This is a genomic window from Kitasatospora sp. NPDC028055, from assembly GCF_040637885.1.
Lineage (GTDB): Bacteria > Actinomycetota > Actinomycetes > Streptomycetales > Streptomycetaceae > Kitasatospora.
This window is the reverse complement of sequence record NZ_JBEZXE010000020.1, coordinates 53,704-80,189: the sequence shown is the minus strand read 5'-3', so window position 1 is coordinate 80,189 and position 26,486 is coordinate 53,704. Positions and strand designations below refer to the sequence as shown.

Genomic DNA, 26,486 nt, shown 5'->3' with positions numbered 1-26,486 from the left:
CTCAGACCTCCGTTCCGGGATGGTTGAGTTCGTCGTCGAGCGCGGCGAACAGTTCCTCGTCGCTGGCCGTCGCGAGGTCCTCGGTGCGCTCGCCGTCGTCCTCGGCCGGGGTGTCGTCCAGGCGCCAGAGCAGCTCGCGCAGCCTCCGGCCGACCGCCCCCCGGACGCCGTCCGCGGCGGCCAGCGCGGGCAGCAGGGACTCCAGCCGGTCGAGCTCGCGCAGGAACGGGTCCGGCGCGGCCTCGTCCTCGGGGGCCAGGGTCCGGTGCAGGTGGGCGGCCAGCGCCGAGGGGGTCGGGTGGTCGAACACCGTGGTCGGGGCGAGCCGCAGACCGGTGGCCGCGCCCAGGCGGTTGCGCAGTTCGACGGCGGTGAGCGAGTCGAAGCCGATCTCCTTGAAGGCCTGGTCGGCGGCGACGGTCCCGGCGCCGCCGTGGCCCAGCACGGCGGCGGCCTGGCCGACCACCAGTTGGAGCAGGGCCTCGGCCCGCCCGGCCGGGTCGAGGCCGGCCAGCCGGTCCAGCAGCGGGGCCGGGGCCCCGGTGGCGGGCGCACCGGCGGCGCTGCGCCGGGCGGGGGCGCCCGCCAGGGAGCGCAGCAGCGCGGGCACGGTGCCGGCGGCGCGGCCCGCCCGCAGGTCGAAGCGGGTGGTGACGACGGCCGCCCGGCCGGTGGCGCGGGCCGCGTCCAGCAGGGCGAGGCCCTCCCGGTCGGTGAGCGGCACCAGGCCGCCCCGGGCCAGTCGGGCCCGGTCGCCGTCGGTGAGCTGCCCGGTCAGCGCGCTGGCCCGCTGCCACAGGCCCCAGGCGAGCGAGGTCGCGGGCAGGCCCTCGGCGGCGCGGCGCTGCGCGAGGCCGTCCAGGTAGGCGTTGGCCGCCGCGTAGTTGGCCTGTCCGCCGCCCCCGAGCACCCCGGAGACGGAGGAGAACAGCACCAGGTCGGCGAGGTCGGCGTGCCGGGTCAGCTCGTCCAGGTGGCGGGCGGCCCGGGCCTTGGGGGCGAGCACCGCCTCCAGCGCGGCCGGGTCGAGGGCCTCCAGGACGCCGTCCGCGAGGGCGCCGGCGGCGTGCACCACCAGCGTCAGCGGGTGCTCGGCGGGGACGGAGTCGAGCAGCGCGGCCAGCGCCGCCCGGTCGGCGACGTCCACCGCGGCGACGGTCACCTCGGCGCCCAGTCCGGTGAGTTCGGCGGCCAGCTCGGCGGCGCCCGCCGCCTCGGGGCCGCGCCGGCCGGCCAGCAGCAGGTGCCGGGCGCCGTGCTCGGTCACCAGGTGCCGGGCCGTCAGTGCGCCGAGGGTGCCGGTGCCGCCGGTGACCAGCACGGTGCCGGCCGGGTCGAGCGGCGCGGGGACGGTCACCACGACCTTGCCGGTGTGCCGGGCCTGGCCGAGGTGGCGCAGCGCCTCCCCGGCCCGGGCGACCGGCCAGGCGGTGATCGGCGGCAGGGTCAGCACCCCGCGCTCGAACAGCGCCAGCAGCTCGGTCAGCAGCTCGCCGATCCGCTGCGGGCCGGCCTCCAGCAGGTCGAAGGAGCGGTAGCGCACGCCCGGGTACTGCTCGGCGATCCGGTCGGCGTCGCGCAGGTCGGCCTTGCCCATCTCGACGAAGCGGCCGCCGCGCGGCAGCAGCCGCAGCGAGGCGTCGACGAAGTCCCCGGTGAAGGAGTTCAGCACCACGTCCACCCCCGCGCCGGCCGTCCCGGCCAGGAACAGCCCCTCGAAGTCGAGCGTGCGGGAGGACGCGGTCCGGGCCGGGTCGACGCCGAGCGCCGCCAGGGTGTCCCACTTGCCGGGCCCGGCCGTCCCGTACACCTCGGCGCCCAGCTGGGTGGCGAGCTGGACGGCGGCGATGCCGACACCGCCGGCCGCCGAGTGCACCAGCAGCCGCTCGCCCGCGCGGAGCCCGGCCAGGTCGACCAGGGCGTAGTGGGCGGTCAGGTAGGCGGCGGGGACGGCGGCGGCCTGGGCGAAGCTCCAGCCGGCCGGGACGCGGGCCAGCAGCCGGTGGTCGGTGACCGCGACCGGGCCGATGCCCCCGGACACCAGGCCGGTGACCCGGTCGCCGGGCGCCAGGCCGGTCACCTCCGGGCCGACCTCGGTGACCACACCGGCCGCCTCGGTGCCCAGCAGGGCGCGGTCCGGGTAGACGCCGAGGGTGATCAGCACGTCCCGGAAGTTCAGTCCGGCGGCCCGCACGGCGATCCGCACCTCGCCGGGGGCGAGCGGGCGGGCGGCGTCCGGGGCGGGGAGCAGGGCCAGCGCGTCCAGGGTGTCCCCGGTGGGGGCCAGCCGCCAGGGGCCGTCCCCGGGGGCGGTGAGCTCGGGCCGGGCGGGCAGCGGGGCGAGCGCCGGGGCGAGCACCGTGCCACGGCGCAGGGCGAGTTGGGGCTCGTCCAGGGCGAGGGCGGTGGCCAGCGCCGCCCGGGAGTCGGGGTGCCCGTCGGTGTCCAGCAGGCGGAACCGGCCGGGGTGCTCGGTCTGGGCGCTGCGCAGCAGGCCCCAGAGGGCGGCCGCGACGGGCTGGACCGGGCGGTCGGCGGGGCCGGTGTGCTGGGCGTCGCGGGTCAGCACGGCGAGGCGGGTGTCGGCCAGGTGGTCCTGGGCGAGCCAGCGTTGGACGAAGGCGAGCAGGGCGGTGGTGGCGGCGCCCGGGTCCGGGGCCGGGGCCGGGTGCGGATGCGGGTGCTCGGGGAGGGTGAGTGGCAGGACGGCGAGGGCGGGTGGGGCGGTGGTGAACAGGGTGGCGGGGTCGGGGAGTTCGGTGGTGGTGGGGTCGGTGGGGTCTGCGGGGTTGGTCGAGAGGTGGTGCTCGGGCAGTTCGACCACCGCCTGCCCGGCGGGGGCGGCCGTCGGCGGGGGCACGGGCGTCCAGTCCAGGTGGTACAGGCCGTCGGCCCGCCCGACCGGGCGGGCGGCGGTGAGTGCGCCGGGGGCGAGCGGGCGCAGGGCGATCCGCTCGGCGGAGAGCACCGGCCCGCCGAGCGGGTCGGTGGCGGACAGTGCGACCGAGTCGGCGCCGTGCCGGGTCAGCCGGACCCGCAGGCTGGTGGCGGCCGTGGCGTTGAGGGTGACGCCGGTCCAGGCGAAGGGGAGCGCCGTTCCCCGGTCGGCGTCCACGGGGGTGCCGTCCTCGGGGGTGCCGTCCTCGGGGGTGCCGTCCTCGGGGGCGACGGGCTCGGGGGTGCCGTCCTCGGGGGCGACGGGCTCGGGGGCGGTGAGGCCGGCGGCGAGCGGGTGCAGGGCGGCGTCCAGCAGGGCGGGGTGGATGCCGTAGCGGGCGGCGTCCGGGTGCGCGGCCTCGGGGAGTTCGACGGTCGCGTAGACGGCGTCACCGGCGCGCCACAGGGCGCGGACGCCCTGGAAGGCCGGGCCGTAGTCGTAACCCCGGTCGGCGAGCCCGGGGTAGAGGTCGGCCGGGTCCACCGGTGTGGCGCCGGGCGGGGGCCAGGCCGCCGGGCGGCCCTCGGGGGCGGCGGCCGACCGGCGGTCGGGCAGGAGCAGGGCGGTGGCGTGCCTGGTCCACGGCTCCTGCGGGCCGGCGGCGGCCGGGCGGGAGTGGACGGCGAGGGCACGGGCTCCGTCGGCGTCCGGGGGCTGGACGGTGGTCTGCAGGTGCACGGCGCCGTCGTCGAGCAACAGCGGTGCCTCCAGGGTCAGTTCGGCCAGGGCCGGGACGGCGGCGCGGTGGCCGGCGTGCAGGGCGAGTTCGACCAGCGCGGTCGCGGGCAGCAGCGGGGTGCCGGTGACGGCGTGGTCGAGCAGCCAGGCGTGGGTACCGGTGGAGATCCGGCTGGTGTAGAGCGCGGTGCCGTCCGGCAGGTCGGTGGTGGCGCCCAGTAGCGGGTGGTCGGCGCTCTGCAGGCCGAGGTGGCCTGGGTCGCTGATGTCCGGGGCGGGGTCGAGCCAGTAGTGGTCGTGCTGGAAGGGGTAGGTGGGCAGGCCGGGCGGGGTGGTGGGGGTGGTGAGGGGCCAGCTGAGGCGGTGGCCGTGGAGTTCGACGGTGGCCAGGGCCTGGAGCAGGGGCTGGTCGTCCTCGCGGTTGCGGCGCAGGGTGCCGGTCACCAGGGTGTCGGGGTGGTCGGCCAGGGTTTCCTGGATGCCGACGGTCAGTACGGGGTGGGCGCTGGCCTCTACGAAGGTGGTGAAGCCCTCGGCGGCCAGGGTACGGACGGTGTCCTCGAAACGGACTCGGCTGCGCAGGTTGCGGAACCAGTACCCGGCATCCAGGGCGCTGGTGTCCAGCAAAGTTCCCGTGACGGTGGAGTAGAACGGGATCTCCGACGGCCCGGGGTTGATGTGGCCCAGCAGGTCGAGGAGTTCGGACTCAAGGGGCTCGACCTGGGCGGAGTGCGAGGCGTAGTCCACCGGAACCCGCCGGACCCGTACGTCCTGCTGTTCGCCCCAGGTCACGAGTTCGCCGATCGCCGTCGCGGTGCCGGAAACCACCGTCGAGGAGGGGCCGTTGACCGCCGCGACCTCCAACGCGCCGTCCCAGCGGGTGATCAGCGACTCCACCTCTGCCACCGGCAGTGGCACCGACGCCATCCCGCCGTCACCTGCCACCGCCCGAATCGCCTTACTGCGCAAGGCCACTACCGCCGCAGCGTCTTCCAGGCTCAACGCCCCCGACACCGCCGCCGCCGCAATCTCACCCTGTGAGTGACCCACCACTGCGCCCACCGGCAACCCGTACGAACGCCACAGCCCCGCCAGCGAGACCATCACCGCCCACAGCACCGGCTGCACCACATCCACCCGCTCCAACAGGACCGGATCCCGCAACGCCTCCGCCAACTCCCAATCCACATACGGTTCCAGCGCCCGAGCGGCGTCCGCCAGGAGAGACGCGAACACCGGAGACGACTCGGCCAGCGCCACCCCCATCCCCACCCACTGCGAACCCTGACCCGGGAACACCAACGCCACCCGACCGGGCGAGGACGCCACCCGACCCGACACCACCGCCGGATGGTCGGTCAGCGCGCGGAGTGCGGCCACCACCTCGGCGCGCTCGCCCGAGGCGACGGCGGCGCCGTACCCGTGCCGGGCTCCGCGCGTCAGCGTCCAGGCCGCCACCTCGGACAGGCCGACCTGGGCACCCGGGCCCTCCAGCCAGTCCGCGAGCCGCTCGGCCGCCGCGCCCAACGCCGCCTCCGAGCGCGCCGTGAGCAGCACCGGGGCGAGCACCGGAACCGGCTCCGACTCCGATTCCGGCGCCGACACGTCGGCGGCCGGGGCCTCCTCCAGGATCACGTGCGCATTGGTGCCGCTCATCCCGAAGGCGGAGACCCCCGCGCGGCGCGGCCGCTCGCCCGGCGCCCACTCGACGGGTGCGCGCAGCAGCTCGACCGCACCGCTCCCCCATTCGACGGCGCCGGTCGGCTCGTCGACGTGCAGGGTGGCCGGCAGCACACCGTGCCGCAGCGCCTGCACCATCTTGATCACACCCGCCACCCCGGCCGCCGCCTGGGCGTGCCCGATGTTGGACTTCACCGACCCCAGCCACAACGGCCGTTCCGCAGGCCGGTCCTGGCCGTACGTCGCCAGCAGCGCCTGCGCCTCGATCGGGTCCCCCAGCCTGGTCCCCGTCCCGTGCGCCTCCACCGCGTCCACGTCCGCCGCACCCAGCCCGGCCGCCGCCAGCGCCGCCCGGATCACCCGCTCCTGCGAGGGCCCGTGCGGGGCGGTCAGACCGTTCGAGGCACCGTCCTGGTTGACGGCGGTGCCGCGCACCACCGCGAGCACCGGGTGCCCGTTCGCCCGGGCGTCGGAGAGCCGTTCGACCAGCAGCAGGCCGACGCCCTCGGAGAAGCCGGTGCCGTCGGCGGCGGCCGCGAAGGCCCGGCACCGGCCGTCCGGCGACAGGCCGCGCTGGCGGCTGAACTCGATCAGGGTGTCCGGGGTGGACATCACGGTGGCGCCGCCGACCAGGGCGAGGCTGCACTCGCCGGAGCGCAGCGCTTGGCCCGCGAGGTGCAGGGCGACCAGGGAGGAGGAGCAGGCGGTGTCCACCGTCACCGCCGGCCCCTCGAAGCCGTAGGTGTACGCGATCCGGCCGGAGGCCACGCTGCCCGCGCTGCCGGTGCCGAGGTAGCCCTCCGCCTCGGGGGCGGAGCCGCGCACCCGGCCGCCGTACTCCGTGTAGATCAGGCCGGTGAAGACGCCGACCGGGGTGGAGCGCAGCGCGGCCGGGTCCAGGCCGGCGCTCTCCAGCGCCTCCCAGGAGGTCTCCAGCAGCAGGCGCTGCTGGGGGTCCATCGCGACGGCCTCGCGCGGGTTGATGCCGAAGAACGCCGGGTCGAAGTCGGCGGCGCCGGTGAGGAAGCCGCCGTGCCGGGTGTACGAGGTGCCGGTGCGCTCCGGGTCCGGGTCGTACAGCGCGTCCAGGTCCCAGCCCCGGTCGGCCGGGAACTCCGAGATCGTCTCCCGGCCCTCGGCGACCAGCCGCCACAGCTCCTCCGGCGACCCGACCCCGCCCGGGTAGCGGCATGCCATCCCGATGATCGCGAGGGGTTCGTCGGCGGCGGCCCGGGTACGGGCGGGCGCGGTGGCCGGTGCGCTGCCGCTGCGGCGCAGCAGCTCGCCGAGGTGCTCGGCGAGGGCGCGCGGGCTGGGGTGGTTGAACACCAGGGTCGGCGGCAGCTTGAGGCCGGTGGCGGCGGCGATCCGGTCACGCAGTTGGACGGCGGTGAGGGACTCGAAGCCGAGGTCGCGGAAGGCCCGGTCGGGGTCGAGCTCGGCGGGGGTGGCGTAGCCCAGGACAGCGGCGACCTCGCCCCGCACCAGCTCGCGCAGCTGTCGCTCCAGGTCGGGGCCGGACAGCCGGCGCAGGCGCTCGACGGCGCCGCCCTCCCCCGCCGTGCGCCCGGCGGCCCGGCGGGCCGGGGTGCGGGTGGGCCGGGCCGGGCCCCGGGGGGCGGGGGCGGTCAGCCGGTCGGCGGCCACCGGGCGTAGCACCAGGGTGTCGACGGTGAGGACGGGGGCTCCCTCGGGGTCGACGGCCAGGACCCTGAGGGTGTCCTGGTCCAGGCGGTCCAGCCGCACCCGCAGCGCGGTGGCGCCGACGGCGTGCAGGCCGAGGCCGTTCCAGGCGAACGGCAGCCGCAGTTCGGCGGGGCGGTCGGGGCGGTCGGGGCGGTCGGGGCGGTCGGGGCCGTCGGGGCCGTCCGGGCCGTCCGGGCCGTCGGCCGCCGCCTCGGCCTGGAGGGCGGCGTCCAGCAGGGCGGGGTGGATGCCGTAGCGGGCGGCGTCCGGGTGTGCGGGCTCGGGGAGTTCGACGGTCGCGTAGAGCACGTCGCCGTGCTGCCAGGCGGCGCGCAGGCCCTGGTAGGTCGGGCCGTAGCCGACCTCGGCGGCGGCGAACCGCGCGGCGGCGGTGGCCAGTTCGAGGGGGACGGCCTCGACCGGGGGCCAGTCGGCGGGGAACTCCTCGATGGGGGTTGCCGGTTCGGCCGACGCGGCGGCCAGGGTGCCGGTCGCATGGTGGGTCCAGTCGCCCGCGCCGCCGTGCTCGGGGCGGGAGTAGACGTCGAAGGTCCGGCGGCCGTCCTGGTCGGCGGCCGGGACGAGGACCTGGAGGTCGAGCACCGCCTCGCCGAGGGTCAGCGGTGCCAGCAGGACCAGCTCGTCCACGGCGGAGGACCCGGCGGACTCGGCGGCGGCCAGGGCGAGTTCGGCGAAGCCCGTACCCGGGAACAGGACCGTCCCCGCGACGGTGTGCTCGGCCGACCAGGGGTGGCTGCGCGGGGAGAGGCGGCCGGTGAGCACCAGCCCGCCGTCGTCGGCGCGTTCGACGGTCGCGCCGAGCAGGGGGTGGGCGGACGCGTCCGGGCCGCCCGCGGGGGTGGGGGCGTCGAGCCAGTGGTGGCGGTGCTGGAAGGGGTAGGTGGGGAGGCCGGGTGGGGTGGTGGGGGTGGCGAGGGGCCAGGTGAGGCGGTGGCCGTGGAGTTCGACGGCGGCCAGGGCCTGGAGCAGGGGTTGGTCGTCCTCGCGGTTGCGGCGCAGGGTGCCGGTAACCAAGGTGTCGGGGTGGTCGGCCAAGGTCTCCTGGATGCCGACGGTCAGCACCGGGTGGGCGCTGGCCTCCACGAAGGTCGTGAAGCCCTCAGCGGCCAGGACGCGGACGGTGTCCTCGAAGCGAACCCGGCTGCGCAGGTTACGGAACCAGTACCCGGCGTCCAGGGCGCTGGTGTCCAGCAGGGTTCCCGTGACGGTGGAGTAGAACGGGATGTCGGAGGACTTGGGGTTGATGTGGCCCAGCAGGTCGAGGAGTTCGGACTGGAGGGGTTCGACCTGGGCCGAGTGCGAGGCGTAGTCCACCGGGACCCGCCGCACCCGTACCTCCTGCTGTTCACCCCAGGCCACCAGTTCGCCGATCGCCGTAGCCGTTCCGGAAACCACCGTCGAGGACGGGCCGTTGACCGCCGCGACCTCCAACGCGCCGTCCCAGCGGGCGATCAAGGACTCCACCTCGACCACCGGAAGCGGCACCGACGCCATCCCGCCGTCACCCGCCACTGCCCGAATCGCCTTACTGCGCAAGGCGACCACCGCCGCAGCGTCCTCCAGGCTCAACGCCCCGGACACCGCAGCCGCCGCGATCTCGCCCTGCGAGTGACCCACCACCGCGTCCACCGGCAGTCCGTACGAGCGCCACAGCCCCGCGAGCGAGACCATCACGGCCCACAGCACCGGCTGCACCACATCCACCCGCTCCAACAGGACCGGATCCCGCAGTGCCTGCTCCAACTCCCAATCCACGTAGGGCTCCAGCGCCCTTCCGGCGTCCGCCAGGAGGGACGCGAAAACCGGCGAGGACTCGGCCAGAGCCACCCCCATCCCCACCCACTGCGAACCCTGACCCGGGAACACCAACGCCACCCGACCCGGCGAGGACGCCGCCCGCCCCGACACCACCGCCGGGTGCGCCGACTGCCCGGCCAACGCCCGTAGTCCGCCGATCAGTTCGGCCCGGTCCGAGGCGACCACGGCGGCCCCGATCCGGTGCCGGGCGCTCCGGGTGAGCGTCCAGGCCGCGACCTCCGCGAGCCCGACCTGCGCGCCCTCGCCGTTCTCCAACCAGTCCGCGAGCCGCTCGGCCGCCGCGCCCAACGCCGCCTCCGAGCGCGCCGAGAGCAGCACCGGGGCAACCGCCGGGCCCTCGGTCGGAGCCGCCTCCGCCTCCGCCTCAGCCGCGGCCGGAGCCTCCTCCAGGATCACGTGCGCGTTGGTCCCGCTGATCCCGAAGGCGGAGACCCCCGCACGGCGCGGCCGCTCGCCCGGCGCCCAGTCCACGGGCGCGCGCAGCAGTTCCACCCCGCCGGTGGACCAGTCCACCTCCCCGGTCGGCTCGTCGACGTGCAGGGTGGCCGGCAGCACACCGTGCCGCAGCGCCTGCACCATCTTGATCACACCCGCCACCCCGGCCGCCGCCTGGGCGTGCCCGATGTTGGACTTCACCGACCCCAGCCACAACGGCCGTCCGGCCGAACGGCCCTTCCCGTACGTGGCGAGCAGCGCCTGCGCCTCGATCGGGTCCCCCAGCCTGGTCCCCGTCCCGTGCGCCTCCACCACGTCCACGTCCGCCGTACCCAGCCCGGCCGCCGCCAGCGCCGCCCGGATCACCCGCTCCTGCGAGGGCCCGTGCGGGGCGGAGAGCTGGCTGCTGGTGCCGTCCTGGTTGACGGCCGAGCCGCGCACCACCGCGAGCACCGGGTGCCCGTTCGCCCGGGCGTCGGAGAGCCGTTCCAGGAGCAGCAGGGCCACCCCCTCGCCCCAGCCGGTGCCGTCCGCGCCCGCCGAGAACGCCTTGCAGCGGCCGTCCGGCGACAGCCCGCGCTGGCGGCTGAACTCGACGAAGGTGTTGGGGGTGGCCATCACGGTGGCCCCACCCGCGAGCGCCAGTGTGCACTCGCCCGAGCGCAGGGCCTGCGCGGCCAGGTGGAGGGCCACCAGCGAGGAGGAGCAGGCGGTGTCCACCGTCACCGCCGGCCCCTCGAAGCCGTAGGTGTAGGCGATCCGCCCCGAGGCGACGCTGGGCGCGCTGCCGATGCCGACCTGTCCCTCGACGGCGGCCGGCAGCGGGTTGAGCCGCGAGCCGTAGTCGTTGTACATGATCCCGGTGAAGACGCCGACCGGAGTGGAGCGCAGCGCGGCCGGGTCCAGGCCGGCGCTCTCCAGCGCCTCCCAGGTGGTCTCCAGCAGCAGCCGCTGCTGGGGGTCGATGGTGCTGCTCTCGCGGGGGCTGATGCCGAAGAACTCGCCGTCGAAGCCGGCCGCCTCGGCCAGGAAGCCGCCGTGCCGGGTGTAGGAGGTGCCGGTGCGCTCCGGGTCCGGGTCGTACAGCCCGTCCAGGTCCCAACCCCGGTCGGCCGGGAACTCCGAGATCGCGTCCCGGCCCTCGGCGACCAGCCGCCACAGCTCCTCCGGCGACCCGACCCCGCCCGGGTAGCGGCACGCCATCCCGACGATGGCGATCGGCTCCGTGTACCTGGCCTCGGCCTCCTGCAGCCGCAGGCGGCTGTCCTGGAGGCTGGCGCTGACCCGCTTGAGGTAGTCGCGGAGCTTCTCGTCGTTCGACATGCGTGCTCTGCCCTTCGATGGTTCGGGGTGCGGCGGGGCCGGAGAGGTGCGGCGGGGCCGGGAGGCGGTGCGGCGGGGCCCGGAGGCGGCGGGTTGGGCCGGGAGGGGTCAGACGTGTTCCAGGGCGAACCCGGACTTGATCCACTTGCTGGACTCGACCGCGATCGCGGCGGCCCGGTCACCCGGGGAGAGCTTCGGCAGGACCTGTTCGAGCTGGAAGAAGACCAGCGCGTTGCCGGTGTTGGCGGTCTCGCCGACGCAGCTGATCTCCTCGGCGCCGGTCAGCCCGAGGCGCTCGACGATCCGGGCGGTCATCCGGGTGGACAGCTGCGGCGGCAGCAGGTGGGTCACCTCGCCCTCCTGCCAGGCGGCCTCGGCGAGCAGCCGGTGCAGGATCTGCTCGGCGAACAGCGGGACGGTCTCCTCGATCGCCTTGTAGTCCTCCCGGGCCGTCGGCCGCCCGCTGTGCCGGTCGACCGGGCCGAACCATTCCAGTACCTGGCCCGGTTCCCGTCCCCGGCCGGCCAGTTGGACGAAGGAGGCCCGGACGGCGGTCGGGCCGGCGGCCGGGTCGGCGCTCAGCACCGCGGCCCCGGCGGCGTCGCCGAACAGCACGTAGTTGACCAGTTCGGCCGGGGGGACGGCGCGCAGGTCGGCCGTCAGGTCGTAGTGCTTGGCGATGACGTCGCCGCCCAGCACCAGGGCGGTGCGGTGCCGGCCGGTGGAGAGCAGCTGGCGGGCGACGTCGATCGCCTGGACAGCGCCGGAGCAGCCGGACTGCAACTGGTAGGTGGCCACGCCGTCGATGCCGAGCCGGTCGGCGATCAGGTTGACGGTGGCGGGCATCAGGGTGTCCGGGGTGGCGGTGCCGAGCACCACGAGGTCGACGTCGGCGGGGTCGGTGCCGGCCGCGGCGAGCGCGCGCCCACCGGCGGTGGTGCCGAGGTCGGCCAGGGTGTCGCGCTGCTCACCGGTCTCCAGGTCGAGGGCGAGATGCCGGGTGCGGGTGCCGATGAAGGCGTCCACCCACTGCTCCCAGAGCGCGTCCATGCCGAACCGGCGGCCCAGGGCGGCGTTGTCGATGGGCGGGCCCGGCAACGCGGTGCCGGCCGCCAGGAGGCGGATCTCTGCGGGGTCCATCTGCGGTCTGCTCCCAGCCGGGTCGGAGTGCGCGTCGGGTTGGAGTGCGCGTCGATCGGAGTACTCGGTCGGAGTGCGCATCGGTCGGAGTGCGCGTCGGGCCGAACGGCGGCCCGGAGCAAGGGTGTTCAGCGGTAGAGGACGATCGCCGAGGCGTACGACTTGTGGGTCTCCACCGGCCGGAACTGGCGGAAGCCGATCGCCCCGCGCAGCGGGCCGGCCACCGCGACGGCCTTGATGGTCTGCTGCTCGCCGAGGGTCAGCCGGGCGTCGTCGACGATGCCGCCGGTGCGGATGACGTTGCCGTCGATCAGCCGGATCTCCTCCGAGAAGTAGCCCAGGAAGTTGCCCTCCGGGCCCTTGCGCAGCATCCGTCCGATCCCCCTGGTCGTCCCGACCAGCGCGCCCTGCTGGTCGCGCAGCTCGTAGCGGACGTGGGCGAGGTCGTCCAGCGTCGGGGTGGCCCCGCTGAAATCGGAGTTGGTGGACTCGTAGCTGATCAGGGTCTCGGCGAGGTCGGTCAGGTGGAGCAGGTTGTCGGGGTCGCCGACCGGCGGGTTCGGCCCGGTCGGGCCGAGCGGCGGCACCGCCAGCCAGGCCAGCAGCCGGCCCCGCAGGGCCGCTGCGGCGGGGGCCAGCGGGCCGGGGAGGGAAATCGATGCCATGCGACAACTCCGATCAGCACAAGGACGGGGACGGCGCCGGTGGAACGGCGCACCGATCACGCTAGGCAACGGAGCTAAACCGGCCCGGCGCGTCCGCTGAACCGCCCCCCGTCGCCCGGCGAATGCGCCGCTGAATCCGCGACAAACGCTCATTGAATTACCGTTGATTCCCGTCGGAACTGCCGTGGCCCGCGCCCGGGGAGCGGAACTAGCATGCGCCGGAGCAACCAGAATTCCCCCCGGAAAACCGTTCCGGGAAATCCGACCGGGAGGCCGCGTTGTCCGCCAGTTCCGTCGAAGCACCGTCGTTCCCGGTGCGCCGTACCTGCCCCTACCAGCCACCGGACGTCTACCGGGAGATCAGCGCACGGGGCCCGATCAACCAGGTCACGCTGTGGGACGACCGCCGGGTGTGGCTGATCACCGGCTACGCGGAGGCCCGCCGGCTGCTCGCCGACGAGCGGCTGTCCTCCGACCGCAGCTACGACGCCTACCCCACCATGGCCCCGCACCTGGGCGCGCCGGCCGCCCGCAAACTGGTGCTGGTGGGCGAGGACCCGCCGGTCCACCACCACCACCGACGGCTGCTCAACCCGGAGTTCAGCCTCAAGCACGCGCGGGCGCTGCGCCCCGACATCGAGCGGATCGTCAACGGACTGATCGACCGGATCGAGGAACTCGGCTCCCCCGCCGACCTGGTGGAGCACTTCGCGGCGCCGATCCCGTCGCTCGTCATGTCGGCGCTGCTGGGCATCCCGTACGAGGACCACGCCTTCTTCCAGACCGCCACCGCCGGCGTCATGCAGGGCCGGGACCCGGAGCACACCGAGGCCTCCGCCGCCGAACTGGTCCGCTACCTGGACCGGTTGGTGACGGCCCAGGAGCGCAAGCCGGACGAGAACCTGGTGGGCCGGCTGGTGGCCCACGTGGAGAGCGGCGAGCTGACCCACGACGAGGTGGTGCAGCTGACCATGGTGCTGCTGATCGCGGGCCTGGAGACCACCTCCTCGATGATCCCGATCAGCGTGCTGGCCCTGCTGGAGCACCCGGAGCAGCTGGCGGCGCTGCGCGACGGCGTGGTGCCGGCCGCCACCGCGATCGAGGAGCTGCTGCGGATCACCGCGGTGACGGACTTCGCCGGGGTGCGCTGGATCACCGACGACATCGAGATCGACGGCCTGGTGTTGAAGGCCGGGGACGGCCTGGTGGTCTCCTCCACCATGACCAACCGGGACGACCGGGTGCACGCCGAGCCCTACGAGGTCGACCTGGCCCGGGCCAGCCGGCAGCACCTGACCTTCGGTTACGGCATCCACCAGTGCCTGGGGCAGAACCTGGCCCGGCTGCAACTGGAGATCGCCTTCGAGACGCTGGTCCGCCGGCTGCCCGGGCTGCGGCTGGCGGTGCCGGCCGAGGAGCTGGTGATGCGCCGCACCGGCACCATGCAGAGCGTCGAGCGTCTGCCGGTGGCCTGGTGAGCGCGGCCGGGGTGCGGATCTCCACCGACCGGAACCGCTGCATCGGCGCGGGCCTGTGCGTGCTGACCGCGCCGGACGTCTTCGAGCACGACGACGACGGGCTGGTGACCCTGCTGGAGCCGGAGCCCCCGGCCGAGCGGGAGCAGGACGTCCGGCTCGCCCACCAGCTCTGCCCGGCCCGGGCCCTGACCGTGGAGGCCGCCCGACCGGACCCGGCCTGAGAGGAGCGATCCTAAAGCCGCCGGGAACCCTCCCGACCCCCGGCCGGCGGGGCGTATCCGCAGGTCACCGATGCCCGACCGGCGGCCGGGCGCCCCGCCGAAGGCCGTCGACCCGCATTCCGGGCCGACGGCCTTAACGGTGTCTAAGGGACGATGGCCGCCGGGCCTGACTTGTTTATACGCTCTTTCAGCACGCCGGTTCTCGGAACGCCCCTTCTCCGGATTCGCCGGAAATCCCCCACCGCATTCCGCGGCCACGGGGCGCCACGCGGTTCGCGACCGCCCCCTCCTCCGTTTTCTCCTCCCCTGCTATCGCTAAGGACTGAAATGACGCAATCGGCCGAGAATCGGCTGGACGGTCCGCTGGTCAAGCTGATCGTCGTCATGGCGCTCGCATCGGTCACCGCGACGCTGAACGCGACCATCGTCGGCGTCGGACTGAGCCCGCTGGCCGACAACTTCCACACCACGCTCACCACCGCCGAATGGGTCATCACCGGCTACCTGCTGGCGGTGGCCGCGACCATCCCGGTGACCGGCTGGGCGGTGGACCACTTCGGCGGCAAGAAGGTCTGGCTGTTCGGCCTGGTGCTCTACACCGTGACGGCCGTCGCCTCGGCGCTGTCCTGGAACATCGGCGCGCTGGTGACCTTCCGCATCCTCCAGGGCGTGGCGGCCGGCATCATCGAGCCGGTCATGATGACGCTCACCGCCCGCGCCGCCGGCCCGGCCCGGCTCGGCCGGGTGATGGGCCTGCTGGCGCTGCCGATGACCCTCGGCCCGGTGATCGGCCCGATCCTCGGCGGGGTCATCGCGGACAACCTGCACTGGAGTTGGCTGTTCCTGGTGAACGTGCCGATCGTGCTGGCGGCGCTGGTGTTCTCGTTCAAGGTGGTGCCCGCCGACGCCCCCGCCGAGGGCGAGCGCGCGACCTTCGACGTGCTCGGCACCGTGCTGCTGAGCCCCGGCTTCGCCGTCCTGGTGTACGGGCTGTCGCAGACCGCCCACAAGGGCTTCGGCTCCCCCACCGTGCTGGTGTCGCTGCTCATCGGGGTGGCGCTGGTGGCCGGCTTCGTGGTGCACGCGCTCACCACCCGCCGCACCCCGCTGATCGACGTGCGCCTGCTCGCCAACAAGGGCTTCACGGCCGCGGTGGTCGCGATGGCGCTCACCGGCGCGGCGGTGTTCTCGCTGTACGTGCTGCTGCCGCTGTACCAGCAGCAGGTGCACGGGCAGAGCCTGATGGCCAGTGGGCTGCTGCTGGCGCCCTTCGGGGTCGGCACCTTCCTCGGGATGCCGCTGGCCGGGCGGCTCAGCGACAGGCTCGGCGCCAACCTGCTGGTGCCGGTCGGCGCCGCGCTGGTGGTGCTCGGCACCCTGGGCAACGCGCTGTCCGACGGGGCCACCAGCCAACTGGTGCTCGGCCTCTACGCGCTGGTCTCGGGCCTCGGCCTCGGCTGCGTCGGTGCGCCCACGCTCGCCTCGCTCTACCGGACCGTGCCGCTGGAGAAGACCTCGGGGGCGACCAGCACCATGCTGTCGCTGAACCAGGTCGGCGGCTCCTTCGGCGTGGCCCTGGTCGCGCTGCTGGTCCAGCGCGGGGTCGCCGACGGCCACTCGGTCCGGGACGCGTACTCCTCCGCCTTCTGGTGGGAGCTGGCGATGACCGCGGTCATCGTGGCCGTCGGCCTGCTCCTCCCGGGCCGGCCCAAGGCCTTCGCGGCCGAACCGGTGCTGGAGGAGGTCAGCCCGCAGGACAGCGGTGAGCCGGTGACCTCCTGACCGGCGGACAGCAGCGCGCACCGGACGGGCCCGAGGGTCCGTCCGGTGCGTGCGGTGCGGGTGCAGTTCGTACGGTGCGGGTGCGGAGCGGGTGCGGTGCGTGCCGTGCGTGCCGTGCGTACGGTCGGCCGCCGATCAGCGGTCGACGAACTGCCGGCTGAACTCGGTGAGCCGGTCACCGGCGACCTGCTCGGCGGGCACCGCGGCCTCGATCGCCGCCAGTTCCTCGGCACCGAGGGCCAGCGTCGCGGCGGCGAGGTTCTCCTCCAGGTGGTCGATCCGCCGGGTACCCGGGATCGGGACCACGTCCTCGCCCCGGTGGTGCACCCAGGCCAGCGCCAACTGGCCGACGGAGACGCCGAGTTCGATGGAGAGCGGCTCCAGCCGGTCGACCAGCGCGAGATTGCCCGGGAAGTTCTCCGGAGTGAACCTCGGCTGGGCGACGGTCCGGAAGTCGGTCGGCCCGAACACCTCGGTGGCCCGGTAGCGCCCGGTGAGCAGGCCCCGGCCGAGCGGCGCGTTCGGCACGATGCCGATGCCCAACTCGCGGGCCAGCGGCACGACTTCGCTTTCCAGCTCGCGGGAGAACAGCGACCACTCGGTCTGCACGGCGGCCAGCGGGTGCACGGCGTGGGCCCGGCGGATGGTCGCCGGGGCGGCCTCGGAGAGCCCGATGTACCGGACCTTCCCGGCCCGGACGAGCTCGGCCAGCGCGCCGACCGTCTCCTCGATCGGCACCGAGGGGTCGACCCGGGCCGGGTAGAGGAGGTCGATGTGGTCCAGCCCGAGCCGCTTGAGCGAGGCGTCGGCGGCCTCCCGCACGTAGGCGGCGTCGCCGCGCACCGCCTGCCCGATCCCGTCGCCGGTGCGCAGCACCCCGAACTTGGTGGCCACCACCGCCTCGTCGCGCCGGCCGGCCACCGCCCGGCCGACCAACTCCTCGCTCAGGCCGTGCCCGTAGACGTCGGCGGTGTCGATCAGGGTGACTCCCAGGTCGAGCGCCCGACGAATGGTGGCGACGGCCTGTTCGGGGTCGGTCGGGCCGTAGAACTCGCTCAGGCCGAGGGCGCCGAGCCCCTGGGCACCGACTTCCAGACCGCCCAGGCGGCGGGTGGGGACATCGTTCACTCGAATCGCTCCGTCATCGCTCGGGGTTCCGGTACTGCCTCCCCAAGGGTGCCGAAGGGGCCTAAACCGCACCCAAACGGTCGCGGAGCGGCGGCGGTGGCGGCGGAGCGAGATCGGTGGCGCGGCGGCGTCGGTGGCGGAGCGCCGTCAGGCCCGTACGGCCGCGGGCGTCCGCCGGGCGGGGCCCTCGCCGCGTACCTCCAGGATGGTGCGCTGCAGGTTGCGCAGCCAGCAGCCCGGCTCCAGGCCGAGTTCCCGGTTGAGCGTGTCGCGCGCGGAGTGGTAGACGCCCAGCGCCTCGGCCTGCCGGCCGGAGCGCCACAGGGCCAGCATCAGCTGGGCGTAGAAGCTCTCCTGCAACGGGTGCTCGCGGATCAGGCAGCGCAGCTGGGAGACCACCTCGCGGTCCCGGGAGAGCATCAGCTTGGACTCCACCAGCAGTTCGCTGCACTCCAGCTGGAGCTCCTGGAGCCAGGCCGCGAACGTGTTGACCACCGGGCCGGCCTGCAGCCCGGCCAGCACCGGGCCGCGCCACAGGGCGACGATCTCCTCCAGCAGCTCGCAGGCCTCCTCGTACCGCCGCTCCCGCATCATCGCCCGGGCGGTCGGCAGTTGCTCCTGGAGGGCCTGGAAGTCGACGGCCCGCGGCGGCGTCCACAGGACGTAGCCGGGCGCCCGGGTGATGACCGGATCGGGCTCGCCGGGGCGGGTCAGCAGCTTGCGCAGCTGCGAGACGTACACGTAGACGGCGTCCCGGGCGCGCTGCGGCCGACCGGCGGGCCACAGCTCACTCACCAGGTCGTCCACCGAGACCACCTGGCCCATCCGGGCGAGCAGGACGGCCAGCACCGTCTCGGTCTTGCGGGACGTGATCACGACCTGGCCGTCCGCGTCGCTGACCCTGAGCGGGCCGAGTACCTCGTACCTCACCGGTGCTCCTCCTCCGCGCTCACCCTGCCGCCCTCCCCGCCGCGCACACGGGCGCACAGGCCGGCGCACCGCGGTCGTCGGCGGCCGTCGGCAGCCGTCCAGCGCCTCAACAGTCCTCGGCGGACGGCTATTCCCGCCGCGCGGCCGTTCCGCAGGACGGCTTCCGGTGCGGTTGCGGGACCGCCCTGAGGCGGGCCGGGCTGGGCCGGGTCCGGGCCGGGTCCCGGCCGGTGTCCGACCCCCGGGCCGAACCGGACCGGCCCCGGTCACGACGCCCGGCGGTGCTCCTCGACCACCAGCCGGACCAGCGCGGCGCGGGAGCCGATGCCCAACTTCCGGTAGGTACGGGCGATGTGCACCTCGACGGTACGGGCGCTCAGCCCGAGCCGGTCGGCGATCTCGCGGCTGCGCAGGCCGGTGCCGGCGAGCTCGGCGATCTCCCGTTCCCGCCCGGTGAGCAGGTCCAGGGTCGGTCCGCCGTACGGACCGGCCCCGGTCGGCGCGCCGGGCGCGGGCGGCTGGGCGGCGGCCGACGCGCGGGTGGGACGGGCCCGGGCGGAGTCACCCCGGCCCCGCGGCTTCGCGCCCGGCGGGCGGCCGGCCGCGGCCCCGTCGGGGCGGTCCTCGCCACCCAGCCGCACGGTGGCCTCGGTGAGCAGGGCGCGCGATCCGGTGCGGGCCGCCACCTCGTCCGCCGCGGCCAGCAGTTGACGGGCCACCCGGTCGTCGGCCGGGCCCCGGCGGCCGAGCGCGGTGAGGGCGGCGCCCAGCCAGTGCCCGGCCAGCTCGGTGTCCCCGGTGCGCAGCGCCGTCCGGGCGGCCGCGGTGAGCACGGCCGCGTCCTGCGGGTCCTGCCCGGGGGTGGCCCGTTCGATGTGCGGGGCGAGCCGGTCGGCAGGGGCGCCCCGGGCCGCGAGGACCTCGATGGCCCGGCGGTGGGCGTCGGCGCGCCAGCAGCTGTCGGCGCCGTCGTAGACCAGCCACCGCACCAGCGGGTGCCGGAAGCCGCTGTGCGGGCTGCCGGGGAGCGGTCGCAGCAGGTCGAGCCGGCGCAGTTCGTCGAGGATCCGGCAGGCCTCGTCCTGGGTCGTGCCGGCGACCGCGGCGACCCCGTGCGGGTCCAGTTCGGTGCCGAGCACCGAGGCGGCCGCGAGGACGAGCCGCTGGCGCGGGCCGAGGACGGCGAGCTCGGTCACCAGGTGCCGGACCAGCCGGTCCGGCAGGGCGGCGTCCGGCGGCAGGCCCCGCAGGTCCGCGAGCGAGCCCTCGGGACGGCCGGAGAGCCGGCCGGGGCAGACCCGGGCGAGGGCCAGCAGGTAGAGCGGGTTCCCGTGCGCGTCCCGGTGCAGGGCACGCATCCGGGGGTCGGTGGCGGGCAGGTCGAGCAGTTCGGCGGCCCGGGCCAGGTCGAGCCGGCCGAGCTCGATCCGCCGGGTGGTGCCGAGCTGGCTGCCGCGGGCCAGGGTGGCGAGCAGCCCCTGCGGGGCCTGCCGGGGCCGGTGGGCGACCACCAGCGCGAGCGGGGCGCGCACCGGCCAGCGGATCAGCCGGTCGAGCAGCGCGAGCGAGCCGGGGTCGGCCGCGTGGACGTCGTCCAGGACGATCAACAGGCCCCGGCAGGTGTGCTGTTCGAGCAGGGCGCAGAGGCGCTCGGGGACCGGGCAGCCGCTCGCCGGATCACCCACGGACCCGGCGATCCGGCGGATCACCGCGAGCAGTTCGTCGCGCAGCCCGGCCCGGTCGGCGAGGCCGATCCAGGCGCGCAGGACCTGCACGAACAGGCTGCCGGCCATGCCCTGCTCGGCCGGGTCGGCCAGCGCGCGCAGCACGGTGAAGCCGCGGGCGGCGGCCTCCTCGGCGAGCGCGGTGAGCAGGCGGGACTTGCCGCTGCCCGGGTCTCCGGCGAGCTCCACCACCTGCTGGCGGCCGTTGGTCACTTCGTCGAGGACGGACTGGAGTTGGCTCAGTTCGGCGCGTCTGACGGTGTCCGTGCGGGCACGGTCACGGGTCACGACGCGGGTTTCCCGGGTTTCTCGATCGTCTCTGGCGTCCTGGGCTTCTCTGGCGTCTCGGGTTTCTCGGATGTCTCGGGTCTGCCGGACTGCGATCACGGTTGCTGTCCCTTCCCCCTCCCCCGTGGCGGGCGGAACTGGCGGATCCCCCCAACCTCGGCCGATCGTAGCTTCGACTACCGATCAACTGGCCGGACGTAACAAGGATTTCACGAACCCGGGGACGACTCCGTTCAGAGCCTGTTTGGCCCCGTGCGCCAGGCTCGACCCCTCCACCGGTCCGACCCGTGACCACCGACCGACCCGTGACCACCGGTCCGACCCGTGACCACCGACCGACCGGACCGATCCGACCCGAGGGGCCCGTCATGACCAGTCCGAGCGGAGCCGATCCGCGGCTCGCACCGCCGCCGCGCGAGCGGCGGCACACCCTGTACTTCCTGGAGGCGATCCGGGACTTCTCCCCGGTCTTCCTGGACACCGAAGTGGACGCCACCCGGCTGCTCGCCGACCGGGCCGCGGCCCGCGCGGCCGGACAGCGCCGCTCGGTGGTCGGCTACCTGCTGGTGGCGGCGGGCGGGGTGCTGGCCCGCCACCCGGAGGCCAACTCCGCCTACCGGGGCGGCCCGCGCCCCCGGGTGGCCACCTTCCCGACGGTGTCCGGCAAGGTCACCCTGGACCGCACCCTGGGCGGCACCCGGGTGGTGCTGTCCACCGTCGTCCCCGAGCCGCACACCGCCGGCCTCGCCGAGGTGCAGCGCCGGCTCGACCGGGTACTGGACGGCGACCCGGCCGAGCTGCCCGAGTTCGCCGGCATCCGGGCCCTGCACCGGCTGTCCTGGCTGCGCGGCCGGCTGCGGTTCGCCCGCGCAGCCCGCGACCTGCGGCTGCGCCCGCTGATCACCGGCACCTTCGCGGTCACCTCGCTCGGCCACCGACCGGTCGACGGCTTCCACTCCGTGGGCGGCACGACCGTCACCCTGGGCGTCGGCCGGATCGTCGAACGGCCGGTGGTCCGGGACGGCGCGATCGTCGCCGCGCCGGTGTTCCGGCTCAGCCTGGCCTTCGACCACCGGGTCATCGACGGCGCGGAGGCGGCGGACGTCCTGACCGAGATCCGGGCCGCGCTGGAGGAGTGGCCCGCTCCCGGGGAGGACGGAACGACCGCCGGTGCGGCGGCCGGAGCGCCCGCCCCCGTCCGATCGGAGGCGACGGCATGACCGGCCGTGCCCCGGCGAACGACCTCGCCGAACTCAAGCAGTTCGTGGTCGCCCAGGCGACCTCCCAGGGCATCACCCCCGCCCAGTACGGCGCGGTGCTGGACGGTGTCGTGGACGACGGCGACGGCGGCCCCGGCTCCTGGGTGCGCCGCTGGACCGAGGCGGGCGACCGGCTGGAACGCGAGGGCCGGCTGCTGGAGGCCGGCCGCTACTACACGATGGCCCGCTTCCCCTACCCGTCCGGCTCGGCCCGGCGCGAGGCCGAGCAGCGCGCCCGGGACGTGTTCGCCCGCTGGGCCGCCGACTTCCCCGGCATCGAACGGATCGAGGTGCCCACCGCGGCCGGCCCGGTCGCCGCCTGGGCGGGCGGGCTGACGGCGGGCGGGCCGTCGGCGGGCGGGCCGTCGGCGGGCGGGCTGACGGCGGGCGGGCTGACGGCGGAACGGCTGTCGGCGGGCGGGCCGTCGGCGGAGCGGCCGAAGCCGCTGCTGCTGATGTCCGGCGGGATCATCAGCCTCAAGGAGCAGTGGGCGCCGGTCCTGCTCCAGCTGGCCGAGTTCGGCCTGGCCGGGGTGGTCACCGAGATGCCCGGCGTCGGCGAGAACCCGCTGCCGTACGACCTGACGGCGCCCGCACTGCTGCCCGCCGTCCTGGACGCCGTCGCCGACCGCGCCGACACCGCGCGGACGTACGCGCTGGCGCTCAGTTTCAGCGGCAACCTGGCGCTGCACGCCGCGCTCACCGATCCGCGCATCCGCGGGGTGGTCGGCGCCGGCCTGCCGGTGCACGACTTCTTCACCGACCGGGCGTGGCACGCCACCGTTCCCCGGGTCACCGTGGACACCCTCGCCCACCTCGCCCGCACCGACGCCGGCTCGGTGTTCGACGCCCTCGCCCCGCTCGCCCTGGACCCGGACCGGCTGAGCAAAGTCGACGTACCGGTCGGCCTGGTCGCCAGCGCCCGGGACGAGATCATCCCGCCCTCCGACACCGACCGGCTGCGGCGCTCGCTGCGCAGCCTGCGCCTGCGGGTGCACGACGACGTGCACGGCTCGCCCCGGTTCTTCCCGCAGACCCGGCTGTGGACGCTGCTCACGGTGCTGCGGATGAGCGGCGGCCCGCTGGACCGCCGACTCGCCCTCGGCGCCGAACTGCGCGCGCTGGACCGGCGGTAGAGCGGAGCGGAGCCGCGGCACCGGGGCCGTCCGTACGTAGTTCCGCTGATGCGCGGACGGCCCCCCGTGGGACACCCTGAGCCGGACGACCCGCCCTCAGGAGGCCCACTGTGAGATACCAGTTGCTCGGAAGCCTGCGCGTCACCACGGAGCGCGGCACCTCGGCCGTCAAGGCCCGGAACATGGAGGTGCTGCTGGCGACCCTGCTGGTCCGCGCCAACGAGGTGGTGCCCGTCCCGCAGCTCGGCTTCGAGATCTGGGGCGACGCCCCGCCACGACGCCATCTGGCGGCGATCCACGTCTACATCTCGCGGCTGCGCAAGCTGCTCGCGGACGGCCGGCCGGAGAGCGCCATCGTCACCCAGTCCCCCGGGTACGTACTGCGCCTCGGCCCGGAGGACCGGCTGGACTCCGACGAGTTCCAGCAACTGATGCAGACCGGACGGGCCGCCGCCCGGGACGGCCGCACCGAGCAGGCCGCCGCCGCCTTCGAGGAGGCCCTCGCCCTGTGGCGCGGCCCCGCGCTCGGCGACCTGCGCTCCGGGCCGATCCTGGAGGGCTTCACCACCTGGGCCGAGGAGGCCCGGCTGGAGTGCCTCGGCATGCACGTCGAGACCGGCCTGGCCACCGGGCGCCACCGCGAACTCATCGGCAGGCTCTACTCGCTGGTCGCCGAGCACCCGCTGCACGAGGCCTTCCACCGGCAGCTGATGATCGCCCTCTACCGCTCGGAGCGGCAGGCCGACGCCCTGCGGGTGTACCGCGCGGCGCACCGCACCATCACCGCCGAACTCGGCATCGAGCCCGGGCGGGCGCTGCGCGAGGTGCAGCGGGCGATCCTGCTGTCCGACCGGCGGCTCGACCTGCTCCGCCCGCAGTGGGGCGAGCGCTCCGGGCCCGCCGAGCCGGCCGACCGGTCGGAGCGCGCGGAGCGGCCGGACCGGGCCGAGCGTTCGGACCGGATCGAGCGGCAGGCGGCGGCATGAGCACCGCGAGCGCCACGTCCGTCGACAGCTCCCTGTGGGTACGCCGGTTCGCCGCCCCCGGGGCGCCTCGCAACCCCGACCCGGCCGGCTCGGCCGACCCGCCGTTGCGCCTGCTCTGCCTGCCGCACGCCGGCGGCTCGGCCTCGGTCTTCCGGCCCTGGGCCGCCGCAGCCGGGCCGGACGTCGAAGTGCTGGCCCTGCAGTACCCGGGCCGCCAGGACCGCTACCGGGAGCCCGCCGTCGCGGACCTCACCCGGCTCGCCGAGCTGGCCGCGCCCGCCGTCCGGGCCGCGGTGGGCGACGGCCGCTACGCCCTGTTCGGCCACAGCATGGGCGCCCTGCTCGCCTTCGAACTCACCCGTCGACTGGAACGCGACGGCCGCGCCCCGGAGTTGCTCACCGTCTCCGGCCGGCGCGCCCCCTCCACCCGGCGCGACGGCGAGTACGCCCACCTCACCGACGACCGCTCCCTCACCGCCCACCTGCGGGACCTCAGCGGCACCGACCCGCGGCTGCTCGCGGACGAGGAGGCCCTGCAGATGATCCTGCCGGCCGTCCGCGCCGACCTGACCGCCGTGGGCGGCTACTTCGCCGGCCCGGAGGTCACCGTGGGAACGCCGCTCCTCGCCCTGATCGGCGACGCCGACCCCTGGGTCACCCCCGCCGAGGCCGCCGCCTGGCAGCGCCACACCACGGCCGGCTTCGAGCTCAGCATCCACCGCGGCGGCCACTTCTACCTCGACGGACGCCAGCAGGAACTGCTCGCCCTGCTCGACGCCCACCTCGCCACAGCCCGCCGCTGACCACCCCACAACACCCGCCCAGGGCACCCCGCACACCCCCGGAGTGGGAAGTCGCCCCCGCCGACTTCCCACTCCGGCTCCCACGGTGGCCCCGGCCTACGGGCGCCTCCTGCGGAGGAGCGCCACAACCCCCGTGCAACGCGCCAGCTGTCTACTGCATGACTTCCAGGTGCGGGTGCTCGAAAGAGGCGGGGCAGTAGTAGAGCTGCATGTCGTAGCTTCGTCCGATCATGATGCCGATGTCCTCCTCGGCGTGCCGGTCCTCGACGGGATCCCAGCCGCTGCCGTCCAGAGCACCTGAACTGATCGTCAGCAGAGGCCTCATGACGCACTCGCAGGTCGTGCACCGCATGACCCACGGATCGCGGAAACTCCATGGGCCCCAGCCGCCCACCTTCCACCCCGGGGCGACGGACAGCTCGTACTGGTAGTAGGCCCGGAACTCCTCTTCGTACAGGTACCTCGGGTCAGTGCCGGTGAACTCCTGTTCGCACCAATCCGCGATACGCTCCGCGAGGTCCGGTTCCAGCTCCAGCAGAGCCGGGTACTCGGTCACCACCTCGGGGTGCAGCACGCACGGCTCGGGCAGGTAGTCGCCGTGCCTCGACACGTCCGCGGGCTGCGGCGGTTCGGCCGCCAGTGCGCCCACCGCGGCAGAGGCGCGCCACACCACCCGGGCAGCCGGCATCCAGCTCGGATCGTGCTCCAGCGGACACCACAGCACCTGCAGCAGGTCCGAACCCGCGGGGCACGGCAACCCGGGGATGTCTCGCGCGTAGAGCTGAGCCACCGGCAGCAGGGCATTCGGCTCCTCGCTCCACGGATGCCCCACGTACGTCGCATCGAGCGCCGCCTGCTCCTGCGCGGTAGGGCTCCCGCCCGCCCAGACCGCCCTGTGAAGCTCGCGACGACGCCGGACGTCCGTCAGCGACACCGGCGGGTCGACCTCCGGGTGCGGGCCCTCACAGACCGGCCACGGCTCACCGGCTGGCCACAGCAGCGGGCCACCGACCGAACTTTCGTGGGCAGACGGCGCGCCCAGACGAGGGTGCAGGCGTACCGTTTGCCGCGCCAGTCGCGCCAGTTCCGGGAAGACCGCTGCGATGTTCACGCGGCGCGGCGGCGTGGTACGGGCCATTGAGACCGTCCTTCAGCAGAGTAGGAGACAGACGAGCGGACCCTAGCCGCCACCACCGTCAGCCACAGCTCCCCGGGATCCTCGCCGCAGCAGCGGACTGTGGACGCGGCCGGTCGCCGGCCCGAAGCCCTGACCCGCCAGGAACGCCGAACGGCCCGATGCCGTCCCGCGCATCGCGCACTGCCGGAGTGGGAAGTCAGCCCCGCCGACTTCCCACTCCGGCTCCCACCGTGGCCCCGACTCGGGCCAACGCGCAGCGGCACATGGGTGTTTCCTCTCGGACCGGCCGCAGCATCGGGGCTCGCATCGCAGCCGGAGGCAGGAAGTGTGACCCCGATCGATGGATTGCGAATGCGAGCCGTAGTTTGGAGCGGTGGTCCCGGGGCCGGGCGAGCCGCTTAGCCGAGACACGACGGTTGGAACCTGGCCACGCCTGGTGGAACTGGCGGTCATGACACCCCTCGCGGGCCTGGGTGTCGGTGGCATCGGGTTGGATGAGCAGGTGACTGTCCATGACGTAGCCCGCCGGCTCCCCGCCATCGCCGACCTGCGGGACCTGTGCCGTTCACTGGCGATGCTCGATGCGATCCTGAGCCCCGACTGGGAGGACCGGTACCACTCCTTCAACGCCGGTTGGGCCGACGGCGAGGAGATGGCGTCGATGCGCAACGGGTCGGGAGACGAGTACTCGATCGTGTTCTCGGCGGCCGGGGCCTATGTGCGCGGCTTCGATCACGAATCGCCGATGAGCCCCTTCGGCAACGATGGCGAGCCCTGGCCGGGAGTGGTCGACGAGGTCCCCGAGGTCTTCAAGCCCTTCGTCGAGGAGCCGGCGTTCACCGATCAGGACGGTGTGCCATTGGTGACGGCCTGCCTGTGGCGGGGGCCGACGGACGAGCGGTGGCACCACGGGACGATCGACTTCCCCGAGGGCGCCGTCGATCCTGACGGCGCGACGAGCCTGTTCAGCCTCCTGGTCGACCGTTCTCCGGAAGCGTTCCAGCGTTTCGCCGAGGACTACTACGAGGTGTCCATCGACCTGGCAGCGGTGAGCCGGGTTCATGCCTTGCAGCCGCTGAACCAGGAACTCGTCTCGTCGCTGAACCCTGAGGTCAGCTTGGCAGACCTGGCCCAGGACATCTCCGAGATCGGCTATCCGCGGCTGGACCAGGAGTCGGGGGCACCCCCGCACCCGCTGCCCTGTGCCCCACCGGAGTAGGAAGTCGGCC

The 26,486-nt window shown here is 74.8% G+C and carries 15 protein-coding genes; 8 read left to right on the top strand and 7 right to left on the bottom strand.

Features of this window, described 5'->3' with window-relative positions:
• Position 1 precedes the first annotated feature (1 nt).
• The 3 genes from AB0F71_RS21080 to AB0F71_RS21070 all read right to left on the bottom strand — a co-directional run bounded on the left by AB0F71_RS21080 (position 2) and on the right by AB0F71_RS21070 (position 12,384).
• Positions 2 to 10,579 (bottom strand): SDR family NAD(P)-dependent oxidoreductase, encoded by a 10,578-nt coding sequence (locus tag AB0F71_RS21080; protein ID WP_360236527.1) that lies wholly within the window; start codon positions 10,577 to 10,579, stop codon positions 2 to 4.
• 108 nt (positions 10,580 to 10,687) lie between these two features.
• Positions 10,688 to 11,719, bottom strand: coding sequence for a 3-oxoacyl-ACP synthase III family protein (locus AB0F71_RS21075; RefSeq protein WP_360236524.1), 1,032 nt, complete (start codon positions 11,717 to 11,719; stop codon positions 10,688 to 10,690).
• 128 nt (positions 11,720 to 11,847) lie between these two features.
• Positions 11,848 to 12,384, bottom strand: coding sequence for a hypothetical protein (locus tag AB0F71_RS21070; RefSeq protein ID WP_360236522.1), 537 nt, complete (start codon positions 12,382 to 12,384; stop codon positions 11,848 to 11,850).
• A gap of 278 nt (positions 12,385 to 12,662) precedes the next feature.
• Between AB0F71_RS21070 and AB0F71_RS21065 the strand changes: the two genes are divergently transcribed.
• The 3 genes from AB0F71_RS21065 to AB0F71_RS21055 all read left to right on the top strand — a co-directional run bounded on the left by AB0F71_RS21065 (position 12,663) and on the right by AB0F71_RS21055 (position 15,865).
• On the top strand, positions 12,663 to 13,862 hold the full coding sequence (locus AB0F71_RS21065; protein WP_360236519.1) for a cytochrome P450: 1,200 nt from the start codon (positions 12,663 to 12,665) through the stop codon (positions 13,860 to 13,862).
• Positions 13,859 to 14,083, top strand: a complete 225-nt coding sequence (locus AB0F71_RS21060) for a ferredoxin (RefSeq protein ID WP_360236516.1) — start codon at positions 13,859 to 13,861, stop codon at positions 14,081 to 14,083. Before AB0F71_RS21065 ends, AB0F71_RS21060 begins: the two co-directional genes overlap by 4 nt.
• 327 nt (positions 14,084 to 14,410) lie before the next feature.
• Complete coding sequence (locus tag AB0F71_RS21055) at positions 14,411 to 15,865, top strand: DHA2 family efflux MFS transporter permease subunit (protein WP_360236513.1); 1,455 nt, start codon at positions 14,411 to 14,413, stop codon at positions 15,863 to 15,865.
• Positions 15,866 to 16,000: 135 nt separating this feature from the next.
• Here AB0F71_RS21055 and AB0F71_RS21050 read toward each other — a convergent pair whose 3' ends face one another.
• The 3 genes from AB0F71_RS21050 to AB0F71_RS21040 all read right to left on the bottom strand — a co-directional run bounded on the left by AB0F71_RS21050 (position 16,001) and on the right by AB0F71_RS21040 (position 19,935).
• On the bottom strand, positions 16,001 to 16,993 hold the full coding sequence (locus AB0F71_RS21050; protein ID WP_360236510.1) for an aldo/keto reductase: 993 nt from the start codon (positions 16,991 to 16,993) through the stop codon (positions 16,001 to 16,003).
• A gap of 147 nt (positions 16,994 to 17,140) precedes the next feature.
• Positions 17,141 to 17,923 (bottom strand): BTAD domain-containing putative transcriptional regulator, encoded by a 783-nt coding sequence (locus tag AB0F71_RS21045; RefSeq protein WP_360236507.1) that lies wholly within the window; start codon positions 17,921 to 17,923, stop codon positions 17,141 to 17,143.
• Positions 17,924 to 18,189: 266 nt separating this feature from the next.
• Positions 18,190 to 19,935 (bottom strand): AAA family ATPase, encoded by a 1,746-nt coding sequence (locus AB0F71_RS21040; protein ID WP_360236504.1) that lies wholly within the window; start codon positions 19,933 to 19,935, stop codon positions 18,190 to 18,192.
• A 368-nt stretch (positions 19,936 to 20,303) separates the two neighbouring features.
• On the opposite strand from AB0F71_RS21040, the gene AB0F71_RS21035 reads away from it, so the two are divergent.
• The 4 genes from AB0F71_RS21035 to AB0F71_RS21020 all read left to right on the top strand — a co-directional run bounded on the left by AB0F71_RS21035 (position 20,304) and on the right by AB0F71_RS21020 (position 24,119).
• The gene (locus AB0F71_RS21035; RefSeq protein WP_360236501.1) at positions 20,304 to 21,155 is read left to right on the top strand and encodes a 2-oxo acid dehydrogenase subunit E2; all 852 of its coding nucleotides are present in this window, start codon (positions 20,304 to 20,306) and stop codon (positions 21,153 to 21,155) included.
• The gene (locus tag AB0F71_RS21030; RefSeq protein WP_360236498.1) at positions 21,152 to 22,330 is read left to right on the top strand and encodes an alpha/beta hydrolase; all 1,179 of its coding nucleotides are present in this window, start codon (positions 21,152 to 21,154) and stop codon (positions 22,328 to 22,330) included. The genes AB0F71_RS21035 and AB0F71_RS21030 overlap by 4 nt, the downstream gene beginning before the upstream one ends.
• Before the next feature lie 110 nt (positions 22,331 to 22,440).
• On the top strand, positions 22,441 to 23,316 hold the full coding sequence (locus AB0F71_RS21025; protein ID WP_360236495.1) for an AfsR/SARP family transcriptional regulator: 876 nt from the start codon (positions 22,441 to 22,443) through the stop codon (positions 23,314 to 23,316).
• A complete protein-coding gene (locus tag AB0F71_RS21020) occupies positions 23,313 to 24,119 on the top strand; it encodes an alpha/beta fold hydrolase (protein WP_360236492.1) in 807 nt (268 codons plus the stop codon). The genes AB0F71_RS21025 and AB0F71_RS21020 overlap by 4 nt, the downstream gene beginning before the upstream one ends.
• Positions 24,120 to 24,270: 151 nt before the next feature.
• On the opposite strand, the gene AB0F71_RS21015 is transcribed toward AB0F71_RS21020, so the two are convergent.
• Positions 24,271 to 25,257 (bottom strand): hypothetical protein, encoded by a 987-nt coding sequence (locus AB0F71_RS21015; protein ID WP_360236489.1) that lies wholly within the window; start codon positions 25,255 to 25,257, stop codon positions 24,271 to 24,273.
• A gap of 451 nt (positions 25,258 to 25,708) precedes the next feature.
• Between AB0F71_RS21015 and AB0F71_RS21010 the strand changes: the two genes are divergently transcribed.
• On the top strand, positions 25,709 to 26,476 hold the full coding sequence (locus AB0F71_RS21010; protein WP_360236665.1) for a hypothetical protein: 768 nt from the start codon (positions 25,709 to 25,711) through the stop codon (positions 26,474 to 26,476).
• The last annotated feature ends 10 nt before the right edge of the window (positions 26,477 to 26,486 follow it).

Coding starts and splice junctions, on each gene's coding strand:
- AB0F71_RS21080 (WP_360236527.1), bottom strand. CDS start 10,579: ATGTCGAACGACGAGAAGCTCCGCGACTACCTCAAGCGGGTCAGCGCC.
- AB0F71_RS21075 (WP_360236524.1), bottom strand. CDS start 11,719: ATGGACCCCGCAGAGATCCGCCTCCTGGCGGCCGGCACCGCGTTGCCG.
- AB0F71_RS21070 (WP_360236522.1), bottom strand. CDS start 12,384: ATGGCATCGATTTCCCTCCCCGGCCCGCTGGCCCCCGCCGCAGCGGCC.
- AB0F71_RS21055 (WP_360236513.1), top strand. CDS start 14,411: ATGACGCAATCGGCCGAGAATCGGCTGGACGGTCCGCTGGTCAAGCTG.
- AB0F71_RS21035 (WP_360236501.1), top strand. CDS start 20,304: ATGACCAGTCCGAGCGGAGCCGATCCGCGGCTCGCACCGCCGCCGCGC.
- AB0F71_RS21030 (WP_360236498.1), top strand. CDS start 21,152: ATGACCGGCCGTGCCCCGGCGAACGACCTCGCCGAACTCAAGCAGTTC.
- AB0F71_RS21020 (WP_360236492.1), top strand. CDS start 23,313: ATGAGCACCGCGAGCGCCACGTCCGTCGACAGCTCCCTGTGGGTACGC.
- AB0F71_RS21015 (WP_360236489.1), bottom strand. CDS start 25,257: ATGGCCCGTACCACGCCGCCGCGCCGCGTGAACATCGCAGCGGTCTTC.
- AB0F71_RS21010 (WP_360236665.1), top strand. CDS start 25,709: ATGACACCCCTCGCGGGCCTGGGTGTCGGTGGCATCGGGTTGGATGAG.